The sequence below is a fragment of the Rhodopseudomonas sp. genome (assembly GCF_036404135.1).
Lineage (GTDB): Bacteria > Pseudomonadota > Alphaproteobacteria > Rhizobiales > Xanthobacteraceae > Rhodopseudomonas_A.
In genome coordinates, this window is sequence record NZ_DASWPE010000098.1 from 90,889 (window position 1) to 109,139 (window position 18,251).

Annotated in this window: 18 protein-coding genes; 9 read left to right on the forward strand and 9 right to left on the reverse strand. The window is 65.5% G+C overall.

Translation table 11 applies throughout. The annotated features are described in order from the left end of the window. Nucleotides 1-186 precede the first annotated feature (186 nt). Both VGC77_RS12095 and VGC77_RS12100 read right to left on the reverse strand, forming a co-directional pair. Nucleotides 187-2,658, reverse strand: coding sequence for a putative bifunctional diguanylate cyclase/phosphodiesterase (locus VGC77_RS12095; protein ID WP_414709652.1), 2,472 nt, complete (start codon nucleotides 2,656-2,658; stop codon nucleotides 187-189). Nucleotides 2,659-2,847: 189 nt separating this feature from the next. After that, nucleotides 2,848-3,915: a hypothetical protein gene (locus tag VGC77_RS12100; protein WP_331171814.1), complete on the reverse strand. Its 1,068-nt coding sequence runs from the start codon at nucleotides 3,913-3,915 to the stop codon at nucleotides 2,848-2,850. A gap of 366 nt (nucleotides 3,916-4,281) precedes the next feature. Here VGC77_RS12100 and VGC77_RS12105 point away from each other — a divergent pair, with 366 nt between their 5' ends. After that, nucleotides 4,282-5,316, forward strand: coding sequence for a patatin-like phospholipase family protein (locus VGC77_RS12105; RefSeq protein WP_331171815.1), 1,035 nt, complete (start codon nucleotides 4,282-4,284; stop codon nucleotides 5,314-5,316). An 81-nt stretch (nucleotides 5,317-5,397) separates the two neighbouring features. Here the strand turns inward: VGC77_RS12105 and VGC77_RS12110 are convergent, their stop codons facing one another. Beyond that, a complete protein-coding gene (locus VGC77_RS12110) occupies nucleotides 5,398-5,826 on the reverse strand; it encodes a CBS domain-containing protein (RefSeq protein WP_331171816.1) in 429 nt (142 codons plus the stop codon). Nucleotides 5,827-6,229: 403 nt separating this feature from the next. Continuing rightward, nucleotides 6,230-6,985, reverse strand: a complete 756-nt coding sequence (locus VGC77_RS12115) for a rhomboid family intramembrane serine protease (RefSeq protein ID WP_331171817.1) — start codon at nucleotides 6,983-6,985, stop codon at nucleotides 6,230-6,232. Between the two features lie 513 nt (nucleotides 6,986-7,498). Here VGC77_RS12115 and VGC77_RS12120 point away from each other — a divergent pair. Continuing rightward, nucleotides 7,499-8,053: a PAS domain-containing protein gene (locus tag VGC77_RS12120; RefSeq protein ID WP_331171818.1), complete on the forward strand. Its 555-nt coding sequence runs from the start codon at nucleotides 7,499-7,501 to the stop codon at nucleotides 8,051-8,053. On the opposite strand, the gene VGC77_RS12125 is transcribed toward VGC77_RS12120, so the two are convergent. Beyond that, a complete protein-coding gene (locus VGC77_RS12125) occupies nucleotides 8,035-8,835 on the reverse strand; it encodes a Crp/Fnr family transcriptional regulator (protein WP_331171819.1) in 801 nt (266 codons plus the stop codon). The two genes, VGC77_RS12120 and VGC77_RS12125, sit on opposite strands and share 19 nt — an antisense overlap. A gap of 152 nt (nucleotides 8,836-8,987) precedes the next feature. Between VGC77_RS12125 and VGC77_RS12130 the strand changes: the two genes are divergently transcribed. The 4 genes from VGC77_RS12130 to VGC77_RS12145 all read left to right on the forward strand — a co-directional run bounded on the left by VGC77_RS12130 (nucleotide 8,988) and on the right by VGC77_RS12145 (nucleotide 13,365). After that, entirely contained in the window at nucleotides 8,988-9,404 is a 417-nt protein-coding gene (locus VGC77_RS12130) for a response regulator (protein WP_331171820.1), read from the forward strand. Then, on the forward strand, nucleotides 9,394-11,661 hold the full coding sequence (locus VGC77_RS12135) for a PAS domain S-box protein (RefSeq protein ID WP_331171821.1): 2,268 nt from the start codon (nucleotides 9,394-9,396) through the stop codon (nucleotides 11,659-11,661). Before VGC77_RS12130 ends, VGC77_RS12135 begins: the two co-directional genes overlap by 11 nt. Nucleotides 11,662-11,790: 129 nt before the next feature. Then, a complete protein-coding gene (locus VGC77_RS12140) occupies nucleotides 11,791-12,405 on the forward strand; it encodes a PilZ domain-containing protein (RefSeq protein ID WP_331171822.1) in 615 nt (204 codons plus the stop codon). 330 nt (nucleotides 12,406-12,735) lie between these two features. Next, nucleotides 12,736-13,365 carry a transglutaminase-like cysteine peptidase gene (locus VGC77_RS12145; RefSeq protein ID WP_331171823.1) on the forward strand — a complete coding sequence of 210 codons (630 nt, stop codon included), beginning with the start codon at nucleotides 12,736-12,738 and terminating at the stop codon, nucleotides 13,363-13,365. 230 nt (nucleotides 13,366-13,595) lie between these two features. Here the strand turns inward: VGC77_RS12145 and VGC77_RS12150 are convergent, their stop codons facing one another. Then, nucleotides 13,596-14,150 (reverse strand): MarR family winged helix-turn-helix transcriptional regulator, encoded by a 555-nt coding sequence (locus VGC77_RS12150; RefSeq protein WP_331171824.1) that lies wholly within the window; start codon nucleotides 14,148-14,150, stop codon nucleotides 13,596-13,598. A 523-nt stretch (nucleotides 14,151-14,673) separates the two neighbouring features. Between VGC77_RS12150 and VGC77_RS12155 the strand changes: the two genes are divergently transcribed. Beyond that, nucleotides 14,674-16,167 (forward strand): porin, encoded by a 1,494-nt coding sequence (locus VGC77_RS12155; protein ID WP_331171825.1) that lies wholly within the window; start codon nucleotides 14,674-14,676, stop codon nucleotides 16,165-16,167. 158 nt (nucleotides 16,168-16,325) lie between these two features. Here the strand turns inward: VGC77_RS12155 and VGC77_RS12160 are convergent, their stop codons facing one another. After that, nucleotides 16,326-16,646 carry a hypothetical protein gene (locus VGC77_RS12160; RefSeq protein ID WP_331171826.1) on the reverse strand — a complete coding sequence of 107 codons (321 nt, stop codon included), beginning with the start codon at nucleotides 16,644-16,646 and terminating at the stop codon, nucleotides 16,326-16,328. Nucleotides 16,647-16,784: 138 nt separating this feature from the next. Here VGC77_RS12160 and VGC77_RS12165 point away from each other — a divergent pair, with 138 nt between their 5' ends. Together VGC77_RS12165 and VGC77_RS12170 are read left to right on the forward strand one after the other, a co-directional pair. Further along, the gene (locus VGC77_RS12165) at nucleotides 16,785-17,006 is read left to right on the forward strand and encodes a hypothetical protein (protein WP_331171827.1); all 222 of its coding nucleotides are present in this window, start codon (nucleotides 16,785-16,787) and stop codon (nucleotides 17,004-17,006) included. Further along, nucleotides 17,003-17,164, forward strand: coding sequence for a hypothetical protein (locus VGC77_RS12170; RefSeq protein ID WP_331171828.1), 162 nt, complete (start codon nucleotides 17,003-17,005; stop codon nucleotides 17,162-17,164). The genes VGC77_RS12165 and VGC77_RS12170 overlap by 4 nt, the downstream gene beginning before the upstream one ends. 151 nt (nucleotides 17,165-17,315) lie before the next feature. Here VGC77_RS12170 and VGC77_RS12175 read toward each other — a convergent pair whose 3' ends face one another. Both VGC77_RS12175 and VGC77_RS12180 read right to left on the reverse strand, forming a co-directional pair. Beyond that, a complete protein-coding gene (locus VGC77_RS12175) occupies nucleotides 17,316-17,846 on the reverse strand; it encodes a gamma carbonic anhydrase family protein (protein ID WP_331171829.1) in 531 nt (176 codons plus the stop codon). 73 nt (nucleotides 17,847-17,919) lie between these two features. Continuing rightward, a complete protein-coding gene (locus VGC77_RS12180; RefSeq protein WP_331171830.1) occupies nucleotides 17,920-18,249 on the reverse strand; it encodes a DUF6949 family protein in 330 nt (109 codons plus the stop codon). Between the last annotated feature and the right edge of the window lie 2 nt (nucleotides 18,250-18,251).

An 18,251-nucleotide genomic window follows, 5' to 3' on the forward strand; every position in this document is an offset into this window, starting at 1 on the left:
GCAGCTGTCATTCCGGGGCGTGAGGCCTTTAGGCCGAGCGAACCCGGAATCTAGCGCCAAGTGATGCCATCCGGTCGTGTTGCAGCGAGATTCCGGGTTCGCGCGCAGCTGACGCTGCGCCCGCCCCGGAATGACAGCCCGGGAATCGCAAAGCGCATCGATCCAGCTCGAGGATCGTTGAACCGCTCACGCCGCCTCGGAGGCCCGCGCGCCGAACCGCGACAACAGCCCGGCGATATCGGCGGACGGCCGCGCCGCGCTGAACAGGAAGCCCTGCACCTCATTGCAGCCTTCCGCGCGCAGCCAGTCCAACTGATCGAGCGTCTCGACGCCCTCCGCGGTGGTGGTGATGTTGAGGCTGCGGCCGAGCCCGGAGATCGCCCGCACGATCGCCAGACAGTCCGGCCGCTCCGCCAGATCCTGCACGAAGGAGCGGTCGATCTTGATCTTGTCGAACGGAAAGCTGCGCAGATAGCTCAACGACGAATAGCCGGTGCCGAAATCGTCCATCGAAATCCGCACCCCGAGTTCGCGCAGCTGATGCAGCGTGGCGAGATTGGCCTCGGTGTCGGCAAGAAACACCGATTCGGTGATTTCCAGCTCCAGCCTTGTCGGCGCCAGCCCGGATTGCGCCAATGCTGCGATCACCACCTGTACCAGGTTGCGGCAGCGGAACTGCACCGGCGACAGATTGACCGCGACCTTGATGTCGCAGGGCCATTTCACCGCCTCGGCGCAGGCCTGCCGCAACACCCATTCGCCGAGCCCGACGATCAGCCCGATGTCCTCGGCGACCGGGATGAAATCCGCCGGCGAAATCATGCCGCGCTGCGGATGCCGCCAGCGCAGCAAGGATTCGAAGCCGGTGATGCGGTCCTCGGCGAGATTGACCAGCGGCTGATAGTGCAGTTCGAACTCGCCCTTGGCAAAGGCGCGGCGCAGGTCGATCTCCATGTCGCGGCGCTTCTGCGCCTGGCGGTCCATCTCGCGTTCGAAGAAATGGTGGGCGCCGCCGCCCTCGGCCTTGGCGCGGTACAGCGCCATGTCGGCGTTGCGCAGCAACTCCTCGCCGTCCTCGCCGTCGCCGGGCGACAGCGCGATGCCGATCGAGGCGCCGATCACCACTTCCGGCCCGTCCATGTCGTAGGGCACGCTGAGAATCTCGATCAGCCTTGCGGCGAAATCGCTGGCCTCGTTCGGCGAGGTGATGGCGCCGAGCACGATGGCGAATTCGTCGCCGCCGAGCCGCGCTACCAGATTGGCGCCGCTGACCTGTTGGCGCAGCCGGTCCGCCACCTTCTGCAACAGCCGGTCGCCGGTCGGGTGCCCGAACGAGTCGTTGACGTTCTTGAACAGGTCGAGATCGACGCACAGCACCGCGACCTTGCTGTTGCTGCGCCGGCTCTGCTCCAGCGCCTGATGCAGATGCTCCTGATAGGAGCCGCGGTTCGGCAGGTTGGTCAGCCCGTCATGATGCGCCATGAAGGCGATCTTGGCCTCGGCCTTGCGTCGCTCGGTGATGTCGACGATGGCGACGAGAAAACCTTCGCGGCCGTCGAACGCCACCTGGCGGCCGAAGGTCAACACCTCGATCTCGCTGCCGTCGGCCTTCAGATGCCGCCAGTTGCGGCCGGAGTAATGCGTCTCGCCGACCTGCAGCACGCTGCGCAGATGCTCGTCGCGCTCGTCCTCCGGCCAGATGTCCTGCAGCTTCATGCGCAGGAAGGTCTCGCGGTCAAAGCCGTAGTGCTGCACCGCGGCGTCGTTGACGCTGAGGAAGTCGGTGGTCTTGGCGTCGAACACCCACATCGGCATCGGATTGTTGTCGAACAACAGCCGGAACGAATCCTCGCGCTTCTTCAGCGAGGTGACGTCGGACACCGTCAGCGACACCACGTCGCCGAACGCGGTGGCGCTGAGCCGGATGGTCTGCGCGCCGCGATCGATTTCGAGCACGTCGCTGGTGCCGCTGCTGATCACGTTGAGCAGCCGCGCCACCACGACCGGCGAACACAACAGATGCCCGCCGCCGCGCAGCCGGCTCCATTGCAACGCGGTCGACGGCTCGCCGAGCAGCCGGCAGGCGCCCTCGTTGAGATGGACGATCTGGAAGTCGAACGGCCGGTTGTCGGCATTGCGGATCGCCGCCAGCGACAGAATGCCGTCGTCGGTCGAGGAAAAGATCGCGTCGAGCAGATTGTATTGCGCGCCGCGCTCGTTGACATAGACCCCGATCAGCTTCTCGCCCCAGCGCGACGCCGTCGGCAGCGCCACCACGTCATAGGTCCGCACCATGCCGGCGCGCACGCAATGCGCCACCGCCAGATACGGCCGGCCGGTCTCGATGCCGCAGGCGGCGGCCTCGGCGAGCGCGGTGGCGCAATCCGCCGGCACCGCGCTGAGCGGCACGTCCCAGGCGTCCTGGCCGAGCCAGTCCTGGATGTAGCGGCCGCTGCGCGACACCGCCAATGAGGCGCCCTCGCCCTTCAGCAGCACGATATGGTCGGCGAGCCGGCCGAGGCTGCCCAGCATGACGTCTTCGTAGCGCGGCAGCGTCTGCCCCGGCTTCAGCGCGGCCTGCCATTTGCGCTTCAAGACCGGGATATCGCCGAACATCGCGGAGTCGAATTTGGCGGATGGTTTTTTCGCAGCAGTCACGGCTGAGTCCCCACAGCACAGCAAGTTCCAGTGCCGCCACATGGCTCGCCGCCGCATTAAGGGAATCTAAACGCTGCGCCGCCGGCGCCGAAAACCGTGAATTATGAAGGTTTTAAGTCACGCGATGGTTAGTTCGCGTTAGCGACTGTGACAGCCGCACGACAAATCTGCGACAAGGCGGTTCGCCGCTCAGCGGGCGATCACTTCGATTTCGCCGTCGACGCCGTTGACCACGTTGAAGGCGCGCTCGAACATCTTGCCTTCGTTCTTGGCGATGGCGCGATACTCGCCTTCCGACAGCACCACCCGCGGGAACGCGCCGATCGATTCCTTGATGACGTCGCCGCCCGGCGTGATCACCGACCACGCGGTGTTGGCCAAGGCTTCGCCGCCCTTGTCGCTAACCAGCTTCAGGGTGATCACCGCGGCGCGATGGGTGATGATCACGTCGGTCAATTTGCCGGCCTGCACCCGGATGTCGGAGCGCACCACCGAATTGGCGTCGCCGTAATTCGAGATGATGTAGTAGGTGCCCTCCTGCAGCAGCGCCACGTCGCCGGCGGCGACGTTGGGCAACAGCGGCGCGCGCTCGCCGATTTCGAACTGGCTGCCCTTGTAGATGCTGAACGAAATCTGGTTCTGCGGGATCTTGCTGGAGCCGACCCGGCCCTCGATCCGCAGGCCGCCGGCCGGCAGCACGAAGGATTCGCGGTCGGTCTCGGATTTCAGCGTCACCGGACGCACCGCGCTGACCAGGCCGTGGGCGACATGCACCACATAGCTGCCCGGCGGCAGCACGATGTTCGGCGTGGCACCGCGATCCTCGCGGACCAGCTTGAACGCCCCGGTGTCGTCCGGGCGGTCGGTATACACCCGCCAGATCAGGTTGTTGCCGATCACCGGCAGATCCTTGCCATAGCGCGCTGTGAGCGCCAGCACCGCCTGCGGCGGCGCCGCGGGGGTGGCCGGCAACGGCGACACCGCGGGCGGCGTCACCGCGCTCACCGGCGGCTGGGTCAGCGTCGGTGGCAAGCCGGGCGGCGCCGCGGCGGGACCGGACGGCGGCGCCAGGCTGATCGCGCCGCCGGCCGGCGGCTCCGGCACCGAGGCCGGCGGAATCGGCGGCGGGCGGTCGCTGAAGAACTGCGCGAAGGCGAATTGCGGGGCGCTGAGCGCCAGCATGGCGGCCAGCGCGAACGCGATCCGCCGGCCGCGGCTGCGGCCGGATCCCGAGCCGGCTGGGTGCGATGACATCATGCCGATGGTTTTCACTGAAAACGCGGCAAATTCAAGCCTGTGCAGCAAACCGGCCGGCCCCGGCGCAGGCGCCCGGCGATTCGCCTGGGAATTTGCCGGAAACCGGACCAAGCCGCGCAACTAGCCGCGCCAGCGACCGCGCCATTATGCCGGGCCGACCTGCAAGCCATGCAGGTCGCGCGCAAGACGGCGATTTCGCGCAGATATCGCGCGGATATCGCGCCATCCACCGGCTTTTCAGCGAATCCCGCGCAGGCCTTGTCCCCAGCCGCATTAATCGTGCTTGTATGTGGGACTGGCAGGATTGCGCTGCGGCAATTAGATCGATTGGGAACTCGAATTAAGACCGGATGAGGAGGCTGTTTGGTGTTGGAAAACCTGATCGGACGCGGCCAGCAGGGGGTCAGCGGCCGTGACAAGGTCGGCCTCGGCAGTATCCGGCGTCCGGTGATCGGATTGGCGCTCGGCGGCGGCGCGGCGCGCGGCTTTGCGCATATCGGCATCCTGCGCACCCTGCTCGCCAACGGCATCGTCCCCGACGTGGTGGTCGGCACCTCGATCGGCGCGGTGGTCGGCGCGGCCTACGCCGCCGGCCATCTCGACAGCCTGGAGGACTGGGCGCGCAGCCTGCAGCCGCGCAATATTTTCGGCTATCTCGACATAAGGCTGAACGGCTCCGGGCTGATCGGCGGCGACAAGCTCGCAGCGCAGCTCGAGGCGACGCTCGGCCAGATCCAGATCAGCGACCTCATCATCAAATTCGCCAGCGTCGCCACCGAGGTGCGCACCGGCCACGAAATCTGGCTGACCCAGGGCCGCATCGTCGACGCGGTCCGCGCCTCCTACGCGCTGCCCGGGATCTTCGCCCCGGTGCTGATCGGCGACCGCTGGCTGGTCGACGGCGCGCTGGTCAATCCGGTGCCGGTGTCGGCGGCGCGCGCGCTCGGCGCGGAAATCGTCATCGCCGCCAACGTCTCCAGCGACGTGGTCGGCCACGGCACCACGATCTTCTCGCACGGCACCCCGATCGAGGAGATCGAGACGGTGATCGAAAGCCCGGCGCCGCGGCGCGGCTTCGGCCGGTTCTTCTCCGCCGAGCGCTTCATGAAGCGCGAATTGTTCGGCACCAGCGAGCGGCCCGGCATCTCCACGGTGATGGTCGACGCCTTCAACATCATGCAGGATCGCATCACGCGGGCGCGGCTCGCCGGCGACCCGCCCGACCTGTTGATCTCGCCGCGGGTCGGCAAGATCGGCTGGTTCGATTTCCACCGCGCCGACGAGATGATCGGCCACGGCGCCAGAGCCGCCGAGCGCGCCATCGAATCGATCCAGGAGGCGATCGAGGTCATCGCCCCGGAAACCGCGGCGGAGGCGCTCGCCAACACCGAGAAAGCGTAGGACAAAACCTTATCCGAACAAGGGCCTGTGGCGCAAACTTCGCGCTTAGCATAACTGGCGCCCTGGCCGCGGGATCGGCCGTCAGGCGGTCTTGATGTAGTCCTGCAGCGCCTGCTGCTCGTGCTCATATTCGCGCAGCCGCCACTTCACGATGTCGCCGATCGAGATCAGCCCGACGATCTCGTTGTCCTCGATCACCGGGATATGCCTGAACTTGCCCGAGGTCATCAGCTCCATCATCGCAGCGACGGTGTCGGTCGGCCGGCAACTGATCACCTTGCGGGTCATCACCGCGCTGACCGGCTCCTCGAGCACCCCGGCGCCGCGTTCGCCCAGCACCCGCACCACGTCGCGTTCCGACAGGATGCCTTCGATGCGCCTGCGGGTCAGCACCAGCACGGCGCCGATCCGCCGGTCCGCCAGCACCTTGACCGCGGCATAAAGCGGGGTGTCCGGCTCGACACCGACGATCTGCCGCCCCTTGGATTCCAGAATTGCGCTTACCGTCATGGTCGCCTCCCGTGTGACCGCGCCTTGCTGGCGCGGTTTGTCTTTCTTGCAATCAGTTAGCAACAGATCAGCCGCGAGTTCGTTCAGCGTCGCTCGCCGCGAACCTGCCCCGGCGCCGAGAGCAAGCATCACATTCCGGCTGCAGGCTGTTGTTGCAGCGCGATGTTTTCCCGACACCGGGCGTCGCTATTGGCGATCATGCGCCACAACGGCAGACGCCCGCGCGCACTTACTGCAACTAACTTGCAACAATGATGGATCAAACCGGCGCGGCGCGCAAGGTATCGAACAACCGATTTGCTTATCGCGTTTTCGAGCGAAGTGGATCCAGCCTCGCGTGAAGACAACGCGTCAAAATAAGGATCTCGAGCTCCGGTTCTGATCGATCAGAACCGGAATAGCTCTAGTTCTCGGGAAACGAGGCGTCGGCGGCGGGCCGCGCCCGCGGCACCGGATCGAACAGCGCAAACAGCAACAGGCCGGCGAAGAAGCCGCCGATATGCGCCTGCCAGGCGACGCTGGCGCCCTCGGCGCCGATTGCGATCGAGCCCACGCCGAACACGATGTTGATGCCGAACCACACCGCGAGAAAGCCCAGCACCCGCGGATCGCGCAGCGCGCTGATCAGCGACTGCGCCGGCACCAGGGCGGCGGTTTCGGCGTCGCCGCGGCGAAACGACAGGAAGCTGCCCTGCACGAAGGCAAAGCGGATCGCCGCCGCCATCGCGCCCGACACCGAGGCCGAGGCGCCGATCATCGGCGCCATCGCGTGCTCGTGGGTGACGAGATGCGCCAGGGCGCCGGCCACCGCGGTCACCGCCATGAACACGAAGAACCGCAGCGCCCCGAACCGGCGCGCCAGCGCGCTGCCGAACGGCAGCAGCCACAGCACGTTGAAACCGAGATGGCTGAGATTGGCGTGCAGCAGCGAATAGCTGACGAACGACCAGATCTTGGCGGCGGTGCCGCCGGGAAACGGCGTCGCCAGCAGCGTCGAATCGTACCGCATCGGGATGAAGCCGAAAGCCTCGATGGTCCAATAGTCCCATTCCGGCGGCAGCAGCACGCGCAGATGGATCACCGCAAGCAGCGCGACGTAGGCGGTCAAGGCGCCCGGCAGGGTCAGGATCGGTTCGCGCGGAGGATCGACGGCTTGCAAGGTCAGGCCTTCAGGGCTCGCGTGTCCCGCTTTCCGACGTCCCTCGCCAGCGCGGCTGGCATCGCCAAGGTCGGCTTCGACAGGACAGCAGAATAGCAGGATCGGCGTGTGGATCGGATCAGAATTGGCGTGAAAAACCAAGCGCCGGGCCCCCATAGGCGGCCCGGCATCGCGGTGCAAGCGCAAGCATGAGCCGGCCCCCCGAAATCCCGACATAGCACGAAAAGCGGGAGGACCTGAGTGTCTGGCCGGAAATAACGCGTTGAAATACCAGCAGCCGCAGCCTCGTTGCTGCCGGGGCCGCGCCGCCGCCGCAAGGTCGCGGAGCAATACCCGCCGGCAATCCCATGGTTAACTTAAGGTTAACATCGCAAATCCCTGCCCTGCTTCATGGAATGGCGTTTCCGGCATGGACGCTGCAGTGCCGTTGCCGCAACAATCGAAAGGACGTCGGCGTGGCGGAAACGGGACAGATCTGTCCCGGCGGCGCGGCGCCCGGGTCAAGGTCGCGGAATGAAGCATCCAGCAAGCCAGGCGCTGTTCGCCTATTGGGACGACAAACGCGGCGACGCCCGGGCGCCGGATCGTCAGGCGTTCGAGCCCGGCGAGATCCGGGAATTGCTCGGCGACATCTTCGTGCTGTCCTATGACGCCGCCGCCGAGGGCCGGTTCCGGGTCGCCGGCACGAGGGTCAGCGCGCTGCTCGGCCGCAAGCTCGAAGGCGAAGGCTTTGCCGCGCTGTTTGCCGCCGACAGCCGCGGCGAGATCGCCGACCTGCTCGGTCTCGTCGCCGAGGAAACGCTCACCGCCGTCGCCGGCGTCAGCGCCACCACGCCCGAGGGCGTGGCGGCGCATCTCGAACTGCTGCTGTTGCCGTTCAACGCCCGCGCCCACAGCCCGCAGACCATGACCGGGCTGTTGGCGCCGCTCGACCGCGCAGGCCGCGATCTCGGCGAACTGCGCCTGACCTCGTGGCGGACGATGCCGCCGCGGCCGCGCCAGCGCCGCCGCGCGCTGCGCAAATGGGCGGTGAGCCGCGGCCTGGTGGTCTATGAGGGGCTGAACTGATCGGGCAACGCCGGGGCCGGCCCCGGCAGCCCCTGCACGTCGCGATTGAGCTTCTGGCTCTGCGACTTGTTGATCTGGTAGCACTCGCAGCAGCGCGCGATCAGCCCGTCGCGATTGAGGATCTCGATCCGGCCGCGGGTATAGCGGATGACGCCTGCGGCGCGTAGCGCGCCGGCGGCCAGCGCTACGCTGTTGCGCCGCACCCCGAGCATCCGCGCCAGCAATTCCTGGGTCAGCGGCAACCTGTCGCTGAGCGCCAGGTCGCGCATCCGCAACAGCCGCCGGCAGATCCGCGCGGCGATGTCATGCGAGGCGTTGCATGCCGCGAGCTGCTCGGTCTGCACGAAATCGACCCATTGATGCTGCATCAGCAGCCTGCGCAGCGGCTCGCTGCGGGCGATGGCGACTTGCAGGCGCCTGGCATCGATGGCGCTGGCGATGCCGGCGAATTCGACCACCGCGCCGGTCGGCGAGATCCCGCCATTCATCGCCGCCGAGGCGCCGAACACGCCGTCGCGGCCGACCATCGCCACCTCGATGCTCTCACCATCCGCCAGATTCACGATGCTGGAGATGATCCCGCTATGCGGGAAGTACACCGTGGTCAGCAGGCCGCCGGACTCCACCAGCACCTCGCCGAACGCCAGCTCGACGCTGCGCAATTCGGGCCGCAGCAACTCGAACCCGGCCGCCGGCAGCGATGCCAAAAGCTCATTCGGTGATCCGTTGTAGGAGGCCATGACGGGTTTGCCGGTCGCCGGGATGCCTTGCCGTGGCGTCAAGCATACAACCGCTTTAACAACCTGTGAGAGCAATAGCACTCATATACCCCATTTTTGGCAGACACAAAAATGGCGCGGTCGGAGAGTGGAGCGGGGTGATTCGGACAGCTCCGTCATCCCGTCGTAAGCCAAAAGCGACCGGGAGGTGGACCATGCCACGTATTCTGCTCGTCGATGATGACCCGCTGATCCGCTCCGGCATCCGGGCTTGGCTCGAAGCCGAGAACCACGACGTCGTCACCGCCGAATGCGGCGTCACCGGCTTGAACGCGCTGCACGACGGCGAGTTCGATCTGATGATCGTCGACATCTTCATGCCGCATATGCGCGGCTTCGAGTCGGTCCGGGTGTTTCACCAAAGCGCGCCGCGGGTGCCGCTGATCGCGATCTCCGGCTACGTGTTCGCGGAAAAGCGAACGCCGGCGCCGGACTTCCTGGCGATGGCGCTGGAGCTCGGCGCAGCGCGCTGTCTGCGCAAGCCGTTCCTGCCCTCGACGCTGCTGACGGTGATCGAGGCCTGCCTGCAGGAACACGCCGCGCCGACTTTGAATGTCGCCAGTGCGCGATAGTTGGCCGGTGGCGGATCAGGACGCGTTCTGGCTGGGGTCCGTCGCCGAAGTCGCCGCCGATGGCATCGTCGTGGTGGACGCCAACGAACGCGTGCGGGTATTCAACCCAGCCTGCGAGAAGCTGTTCGGCTACGGGGCGGCGGAGGTGATCGGCCAGAAGGTCACGCTTTTGATGCCCGGCCAGGACTATCTGTGGCAGCACCGCAGCGTCTCCTCGGGGTTCGGACGGCGCAAGGACGGCTCGATCTTCCCGCTCGACCTGTCGGTCGGACAGGCGCAGTCCGAGCATGCGATCGGCTTCGTCGGCATCGTGCGCGATCTGACCGAGCGCCGGCGCGCCGCCCAGGCGATGCGCGACAGCGAGCGCAACTACCGGCTGCTGGTCGAAGGCGTCACCGATTACGCCATCTATATGCTCGATCTCGACGGCCGCATCACCAGCTGGAACAGCGGCGCGCATCGCATCACGCAATTCACCGCGTCGGAAGTCCTCGGCAGGCACTTCAGCGAATTCTCCACCGAGGAGGAGCGCCAGCGCGGCGATCCCGAACGCAATCTGGACATCGCCCGGCGCTTGGGACGCTGCGAGACCAAGGGCTGGCGGCGGCGCAAGGACGGCAGCCAGTTCTGGGCCCATGTGGTGATCGAGCCGCTGCGCAACGAGCGCGGCCAGCCGATCGGCTTTGCCAAGGTCACCAGCGACATCACCGAGCGCCGCCGCGCCGAGCAGGTGATCCGCGAGGCCGACGACCGCATCAATACGCTGATCGAAACCGTGGTCGACGGCGTGCTGCTGTTCGATTCGCAGGGCCGCATCCAGGTCTTCAACGCCGCCTGCCAACGGCTGTTCGGCTATCCCGTCGAGGACGTGGTCGGCCGGAACCTCAGGATCCTGATCGATCGCTCCGACGATGTGGAATTGAGTTCGCTGCTCGCCAGCCAGCATCAGCTCGCCGGGACGGTGCGCGAGCTCAGCGGCCTGCGCAAGGACGGCTCGTCGTTTCCGATGGACCTGTCGGTCGGCGAAGCCCGCCAGGACGGCGAAGTGATCTATGTCGGGGTGATCCACGACCTCACCGAGCGCAAGCGCACCGAACAACAATTGGTGCAGGCGCAGAAGATGGAAATCGTCGGGCAATTGTCCGGCGGCATCGCCCACGACTTCAACAATCTCCTGACGGTGATCGTCGGCAATGCCGAGTTTCTCGGCGAGCAGCTGAAGACCCGGCCGGACCTGCGCAACCTCGCCGACGACATCGGCCGCGCCGGCGAACGCGGCGCCGAACTGACCCAGGGGCTGTTGGCGTTCAGCCGCCGGCAGACGCTGCGGCCGGTCGAGATCGACTGCAACGAATTGCTGCATTCGATGCACAAATTGCTGCGCCGCACGATGCGCGAGGACATCGATGTGAAGACCGATTTCGAGGACGAGCTGCACTCCTTGATGGCGGACCGCGCGCAACTGGAATCCGCCATCATCAACCTCGCGCTCAACGCCCAGGACGCCATGGACGGCGGCGGCCGGCTCACCGTCAGCACCGCCAATGTGTCGCTGGACGAGCATTATCAGACCGCGCATCCCGAGGTGCGGCCCGGCGAATACGTGCTGATCGCGATCACCGACAATGGCGAGGGCATGCCGAAGGAGGTGCTCGACCGGGTGTTCGAACCGTTCTTCACCACCAAGGAGGTCGGCAAAGGCAGCGGGCTCGGCCTCAGCATGGTGTACGGCTTCGTCAAGCAATCCAACGGCCACGTCTCGATCTACAGCGAGCCCGGCCTCGGCACCACGGTGCGGATCTATCTGCCGGCGCTGGCCTCCAAGACGCTGGAGGTCCGGCATGAGACCTCGATCGCCCCGTTTCACCCGACCGGCACCGAGGTGATCCTGATCGTCGAGGACGACCCCTTCGTGCGCTCCTACGCGGTGATGTGCCTGCGCAGCCTCGGCTACACCGTGCTGTCGGCGGTCGACGGCAACGAAGCGCTGCAAACCCTCGGCAGCGACGCCCGGATCGACATCCTGTTCACCGACATCGTGATGCCGGGCGGCACCAACGGCTGGGATCTGGCCGAGCGGGCGCGACAGATGCGGCCGGCGATGCGGGTGCTGTTGACCTCGGGCTATGCGCTGGAGACCATGACCTCGCGCGCCCGCATCCGCGACGGCTCGGTGATCCTCACCAAGCCGTACCGCAAGGCCGACCTCGCCCGCCGGCTGCGGCAGATGATCGACGGCTCGGCGGTGCTGCACTGAGCGCCGGACGCCAGCCGCCGCGGTGCCGGCGACCCGACGCCGCTCGCACCGCCCACCGCTAACGCGGCATTAACTCTGCCAGTCCTACGGTTGTAACGAGTCCCGACAATACTGCGACCCGGTGGAATGATGGCGTTGGCCGAGAAACAATCAGTTCAACCGGCAACCGAAGAGCGGCGCCGCTTTCAGCGCGTCAAGGTGCATTTGCTGGGCCGCTATATGCTGCCGGACCGCCGCGAATTCCCCTGCCAGGTCATTAACATGTCGCCCGGCGGCCTGGCCATGCTGGCGCCCGGCATCGGCAATGTCGGCGACCGCGTGATCGTTTATCTCGACCATATCGGTCGGGTCGAAGGCAAGATCACCCGGATCATCGACAACGGCTTTGCGATGACGGTCGGCGCCACGCCGCGCAAACGCGACAAGCTTGCGGCGCAACTGACCTGGCTCGCCAACCGCGACATTCTCAACCTGCCGGAGGACCGCCGTCACGACCGTATCGTGCCGCGCAATCCGATCTGCCTGCTCACGCTCGAGGACGGCAGCCAGCAAAGCTGCCGGATCATCGACATGTCGCGCTCCGGCGCGGCGATCGCCGCCGAGTTCCGGCCGCCGCTGAATTCGCAAGTGGCGCTCGGCCGGGTGCAGGCCCGGGTGGTCCGCCACCTCGAAGACGGCTTCGCGCTTGAATTCGTTCACGAGCAGATTGCCGAGACACTCGAAGACAGTGTTACTGCGCGGTAAACCGCGACGCCTGCCAAACCCCGATTCCTTTGCCCGATGAACGGCCTAGCGGTTGCCACGCGGCGCCGGCGCGGCGCCGCGCCGGGTCGACCGGCTGGTTAACGCCGCGGCCATGGCGCGGCTTGCGGCCGCGGTTTTGCTGGCCGCCGCGGTTAATACAGACAATTTGAATCAAATGCCGGAATGCGCAATTTTAGGCTTATTCGATTCAAGTAGAACTCAAACTAACCGCTGATTTGAATCGCACTTGGCTCAATTGTACTTGGTGTACTTAGCGGCCCCGCAAAGCGTCTGTGCAAAACATGGTCCCAACAAGAAACGGGGGCCACAATGTTTAGCAACAGGGGATCACGCACCGCGCTGGCAGTCGCCGCCGCCGTGCTCGCAATGACCACCGCAGCCTACGCCGCCGGCGAGCGGGTGATGTATGCCAGCCTCGGCGATACCACGCGGGCCCCGATCGGGTGGGTCGAATTCTGCTCCGACAACCCGCAGGAATGTCGCGGCGGCGCGACCCAGCCGCGTGATATCGTGATGTCGCAATCCACCTGGAAAGACCTGCTGCGGATCAACCGCTGGGTCAACGACAATATCAAGCCGATGACCGACATGGAGCATTGGGGCGTGGTCGAGCGCTGGTCGATCCCCACCGACGGCTACGGCGATTGCGAAGACTACGTGTTGTTGAAACGCAAGATGCTGATCGACGCCGGATGGCCGCGCGAGGCGCTGCTGGTGACCGTGGTGCGCGACACCAAGGGCGACGGCCACGCGGTGCTGACGGTCAAGAGCGACAAGGGCGAATTCATTCTCGACAACCAGAACGAAGAGGTCGTGGCCTGGACCGAGACCGGATATCGGTTCGTCAAACGTCAATCGCAGAGCGATCCGAATGTCTGGGTAGCCCTGGGAGATTCCAAGCCGGCGGTGGCAACCGCCAGCGCCCAACAGCGCAAGTAATCGGACGGCTCATCGTAGCGCAAACCGTCCCGGAGAATCGCGACCCGGTCACACCCCACCCCTCCCCGTCCCCGACCGGATCGTGCGCGGCCAGCTCTTCCCCCAAAGAGCTGGCCGCAATTTTTTGAAACAGCTTTTCACAATCAGATCGACGGCCGCCGGCGCGGGGTTGCGGCGCAGCCGCCGGGACATCGCGTGCAACTGCCGGATGGCTTCGCGGTTCGGCCGGCTCAGGGTTCGACCGCGACCCGCGCCACCGCGGTCTTGGCCCGCTTCTTCAGCATTTCGAGTTTGCTTTTCACGTCGCTCATCGACTGCGCGTCGAAATCCCGGAAGATGAAAGCGTGCAGCGCCTCCCAGCGCGCCGAGAGGCCGGCGATCTGCTGCCGGGCGCGGTCCGACAACGACATCAGCACCACCCGGCCGTCGGTCGCCGAGCTCACGCGGTTGATCAGACCGAGCCGCTCCAACACTTTGGTCTGGGTGGTGACGAAGGTCGAGACGGCGTGGATCTTTGCGGAGACGTCCCCCACCGAGACACCGCCGCCCTGGTCGAGATCGTTGATCGCCATCAGGATCAGCCATTGCGAGCCGCTGATCCCGAACAGCTTGGCCCAGGACCGGCGAATGTCTTCGAGATGATTGCTGATCGAGACGAAGTCCCAGATGATCTGGTGCGACAGGCCGAAATCCCGATGCCGTTGAGCCGGCTCTAATCGCTCGCCGGGCTTTGTCGAAACCGCAACTTCGCCCTGGTCATCCTGGGCAGTATGCACAGTCGGCATTGCGCAAAACCTCCACCGATTCGTCCCTGTGGCCGTCGTTTGCAGGCGGCTGGGGCCGAGGCCGCAGCGCCGCACGACTTGATCTTGTTATTCAGGCCGTCGAAGAGCGAACCGCAGATTCGTCATCGGCCTCGCCTTGCGCCGCGTCGTTAAGCTTGCGCGACATTTGCGAACTTTTTTGCTGTCCAACACCGAGTTGAAAGCCGCCTATTCCGTTCGGGCTAGCATCAAGACAACTGCCGGTTAATCCCCTCAACTGTCGCCTATTCGTATTATGACGCTCGCGTAACAACGTGTTGCAAGAATACAACAAATCCTCGCAAACACAATATGTATTTATGTTCGAGATTTCTTTGCCCGAGTACCTTCTGTATGTTCCAACCTGCGGACGGAGGGGGGCACCTCGAAGTCGTCCCGGCGGCACGGCTCACTACGAGCTTACCGGCGGGTAAACGGGCAAACCAGGTTCGACGGGCAAAGCTCCCTCGTTGGTAGGTCCACTAGGCAAACTTGGAGGTTTCAAATGAATTTAGTTAAGGGCCTTTTGCTCGGCACAGCCGCGACGTTCGTCGCCACCGCCGGTGCACAGGCGGCCGACCTTCCCCTGAAGGCCAAAGCGGTCGAATACGTCAAGGTCTGCTCGCTGTACGGCGCCGGCTTCTACTACATCCCGGGCACCGACACCTGCATCAAGCTCGGCGGCTATATGCGCGCTGAAGTCGGCTTCAACACCTCTGCCGCGACCGAAGGTCCGGCGTGGAACGGCAACGCCGGCCAGCAGAATCGGTTGCAGAACCAGGCCCAGTACCGCGCCCGTCAGGACCTGACCCTCGATACCCGGACCGCCACCGAATATGGCGTCGTCCGCACCTATTTCGACTCGGTGTTTACCTGGACCACCGGTGGCACGAACTCGACCGTCGCCGGCGGCGAGCTCGGCGTCTACTTCGCCTTCGTGCAGTTCGCCGGCTTCACCTTCGGTAAGGCGGTATCGCAGTTCTCGACCCCGTGGAACGGCACCCCCGGCAACATCGGTTCCAACCTGATCGGCGGCGACGACACCTCGACCGGCATCGGTCAGGTCTCCTACACCGCACAGTTCGGCAACGGCGTGTCGGCGTCGATCAGCCTTGAAGACCCGTACGGCTATCGGCAGGCGCAGGGCGTGCAGAATGTCTTCAACGCCGCCCAGGCCGGCACCACCGCGGCGACTTGGTTGCTGGGTACCGGTCCGGGCACCTCGATCAACTACGTCGGCGGCACCCAGATTCCGGACATCGTCGGTCAGGTCCGCGTCGACCAGGCCTGGGGCCTGTTCCAGGTGTCGGCCGCGGCCCACCAGATCCGCGCCAGCTACTACACCGCCGCCGAATCCAGCGGTCATCCGGGCGACAAGTGGGGCTACGCCGTGCTGGCCGCCTTGTCGTTGAAGAACCTGCCCACCGGCCCCGGCGACACTATCAACGTGGACGGTACCTATGCCGATGGCGCCACCCGCTATGTGATTTCGGGCACCAACAGCATCAACAACATGGCGATGTTCGGCGGAACCAGCGCCGTCGGCGCGTACCAGAGCATTGCTCTCGGCACTTCGGTGGACGGCGTTTTCGGTAATACCGGCGATATCCAGACCACCAAGGCCTGGGGCGTTCGCGGTGCGTTCAATCATAACTGGAACCCCTACTGGTCGACCTCGCTGTTCGGCTCCTATACCGCCGTCGACTTCGGCGGAGCTGGTGGCGCCCTCTACACGACCGGTTTGCGCAATGCGGTTGGCGGTACTTTCACCGGCAACCCGAACTTCAACGTCGCCCAGATCGGTACCGTCACCCGCTGGACCCCGGTCAAGAACCTGACCTTCTCGGGCGAAGTGATGTACACCCTGCTCGATCAGAACTACTCAGGCCTCACCAGCAACGCGACGTCCGCAGTTGGATCGAAGCCTGCTGGCGTTCGTTACGAGTTCAAGGATCAGGACACCTGGACCGGCGCCGTCCGCGTGCAGCGCAACTTCTAAGCTAAACGACCACGAAAGGAGACTTTCCTCTCTTTAGTGAACCTCCAAGAAACCTCCGGCGATGCCCCGCCGGAGGTTTTTCTTTGTGTTGATGGCAGCGCCGAATCAGATCGGCCGTACAAACGCGCTGCAAGCCGCCCCAGGGCGCTCTGCGGCGCTTAACAGCCCTTGCAGATGCTTTTGACCTTGCGGTCGACGGCGCGGTCCTCGGCATCAACCTTGGCGTTGCCGGTGGTCGGCGCCCCGTCGATGCCCGCGCCGGGCGCCGCCGTGCCGCGCGACGCCGCGCCACCCGAGGAATTTGCGGTGCCGAGCGAATTGGTGCCGGGCGCCGATGGCGCAGCGCCGAGGCTGCCGCTGCTGCCTCCCGCGGCTGCGCCGCTGCCACCGCCGGTCCCGCCGCTACCTTGGGCCGAGGCGGCACTCGCCAGCAGCAGGCCGACAAGGATGATGACAATCTTCAGCTGTGGGCTGCGCATGCGGGGCTCCTTTCCCGAACAACCGGGGCCGCGGCCGCTGGTTCCGATCGCCGCCGCGATTCGCCGCCGGAACCAATGTTCGGCGAGATCGCTTAATCTGCGCCGCGCGAGGCGGCGACGCAGTGGGACGGACGGGGCTTGCGCAAGCTGATCGGTTTCGATGACGACACGCTCGACAAGCTGACCCGGCTCGGCCGCGACCGCATGGCCAGCTTTCAGGAGCTCGCCGACGAAGCCTTCGCCGACCTCTTGAAGAAACACGGCATTCCGATCGACCTGAAGGACGCCCTGCGCCGCAGCGCCGGTGTCTTGAGCAGGCCATCGCGCGCAAAGCGCAGCCAGAAGGGAGCCAAGCGATGACAGCCGATCCGTTTGAAGAGGGCCAGCGCGCCGCGCGCAAGAACATCCCGGCCGAGGCCAATCCCTATCGCGAGGGCAGCGACGAGAATTCGCTGTGGGCCGCGGGGCATGAGCGCGTCGCCTCGGAACTCGAGGCCGGCGAATCCGAGGGCACCTAGAGCTGTTCCGGTTCTGATCGATCAGGACCGGAGCGCTAGACTTCTAATTTCGACGCGTTGTCTTCACGCGAACCGGAATCCACTTCGCTCGAAAACGCTATAGCCTCGCGTTGCCGACGACGAGGCGGCGGCCGCGAATCAGTGCGGCGCCTCAGCCGATCTTGCTCAGCCCCTTGCTGTAGCGCGCGGCTTTCAGCACGTAGAAGCCGGCGCCCGCGGTCAGCTTGGCGACCTGCTCGGGCTCCAGCGTGCGGATCGCCTTGGCCGGCGAGCCGATGATCAGCGAGCGTTCGGCAAACACCTTGCCCTCGGTGACCACCGCGCCGGCGCCGACCACGCAGCCGGAGGCGATTCGCGCGCCGTTCATCACGATAGCGCCCATGCCGATCAGCACGTTGTCCTCCACGGTGCAGCCGTGCAGGATAACGTTATGGCCGATCGTGCAGTTGCGGCCGACGCTGAGCGGATAGCCGGGATCGGTGTGACAGGTGGCGTTGTCCTGCACGTTGGAGCCGGCGCCGATCTCGATCCATTCATTGTCGCCGCGCAGCACCGCGCCGAACCACACATTGACCGAGGCATGCAACCGGACCTTGCCGATCACCGCCGCATTGTCGGCGATGAAATGGCTGCCGTCCGCGGGCAATTCCGGGCTTTGCCCGTCGAGTTGATAGATGGCCATGATGAGTTCCTGGAAATCGATGCGCGGTAGCGCTACACGACTTCGCCGCCGGATTCAAAGCCCGCGGCGGGCTTCAGGCCAGAACGCCGAGCGCTTGCAGCGTCATCATCACCACGGTGCCGGACATCATGCTCCAGAACCCGGCCAGCACCGTCGCCATCATCACGAATTCGGCGCGTCGGCGCTGGATCTGGCGGCCGCGCAGCGTGTTGCGCATGATGATGAACGGCGCCGCGAACACCAGGAACGGAACGGTGGCGAAGGTTTTCGGCACGGCGCCATCCTGCAACAGGCCGAAGCCGGCTGGGCGCCGCGCCAGCGCCTGATAGCCGCTGGTCAGCGCGCCCGCCAAAGCAAACCCGATCAACAGCGAGAAGAGATTGTTCCAGCTATCCGGCGACATCG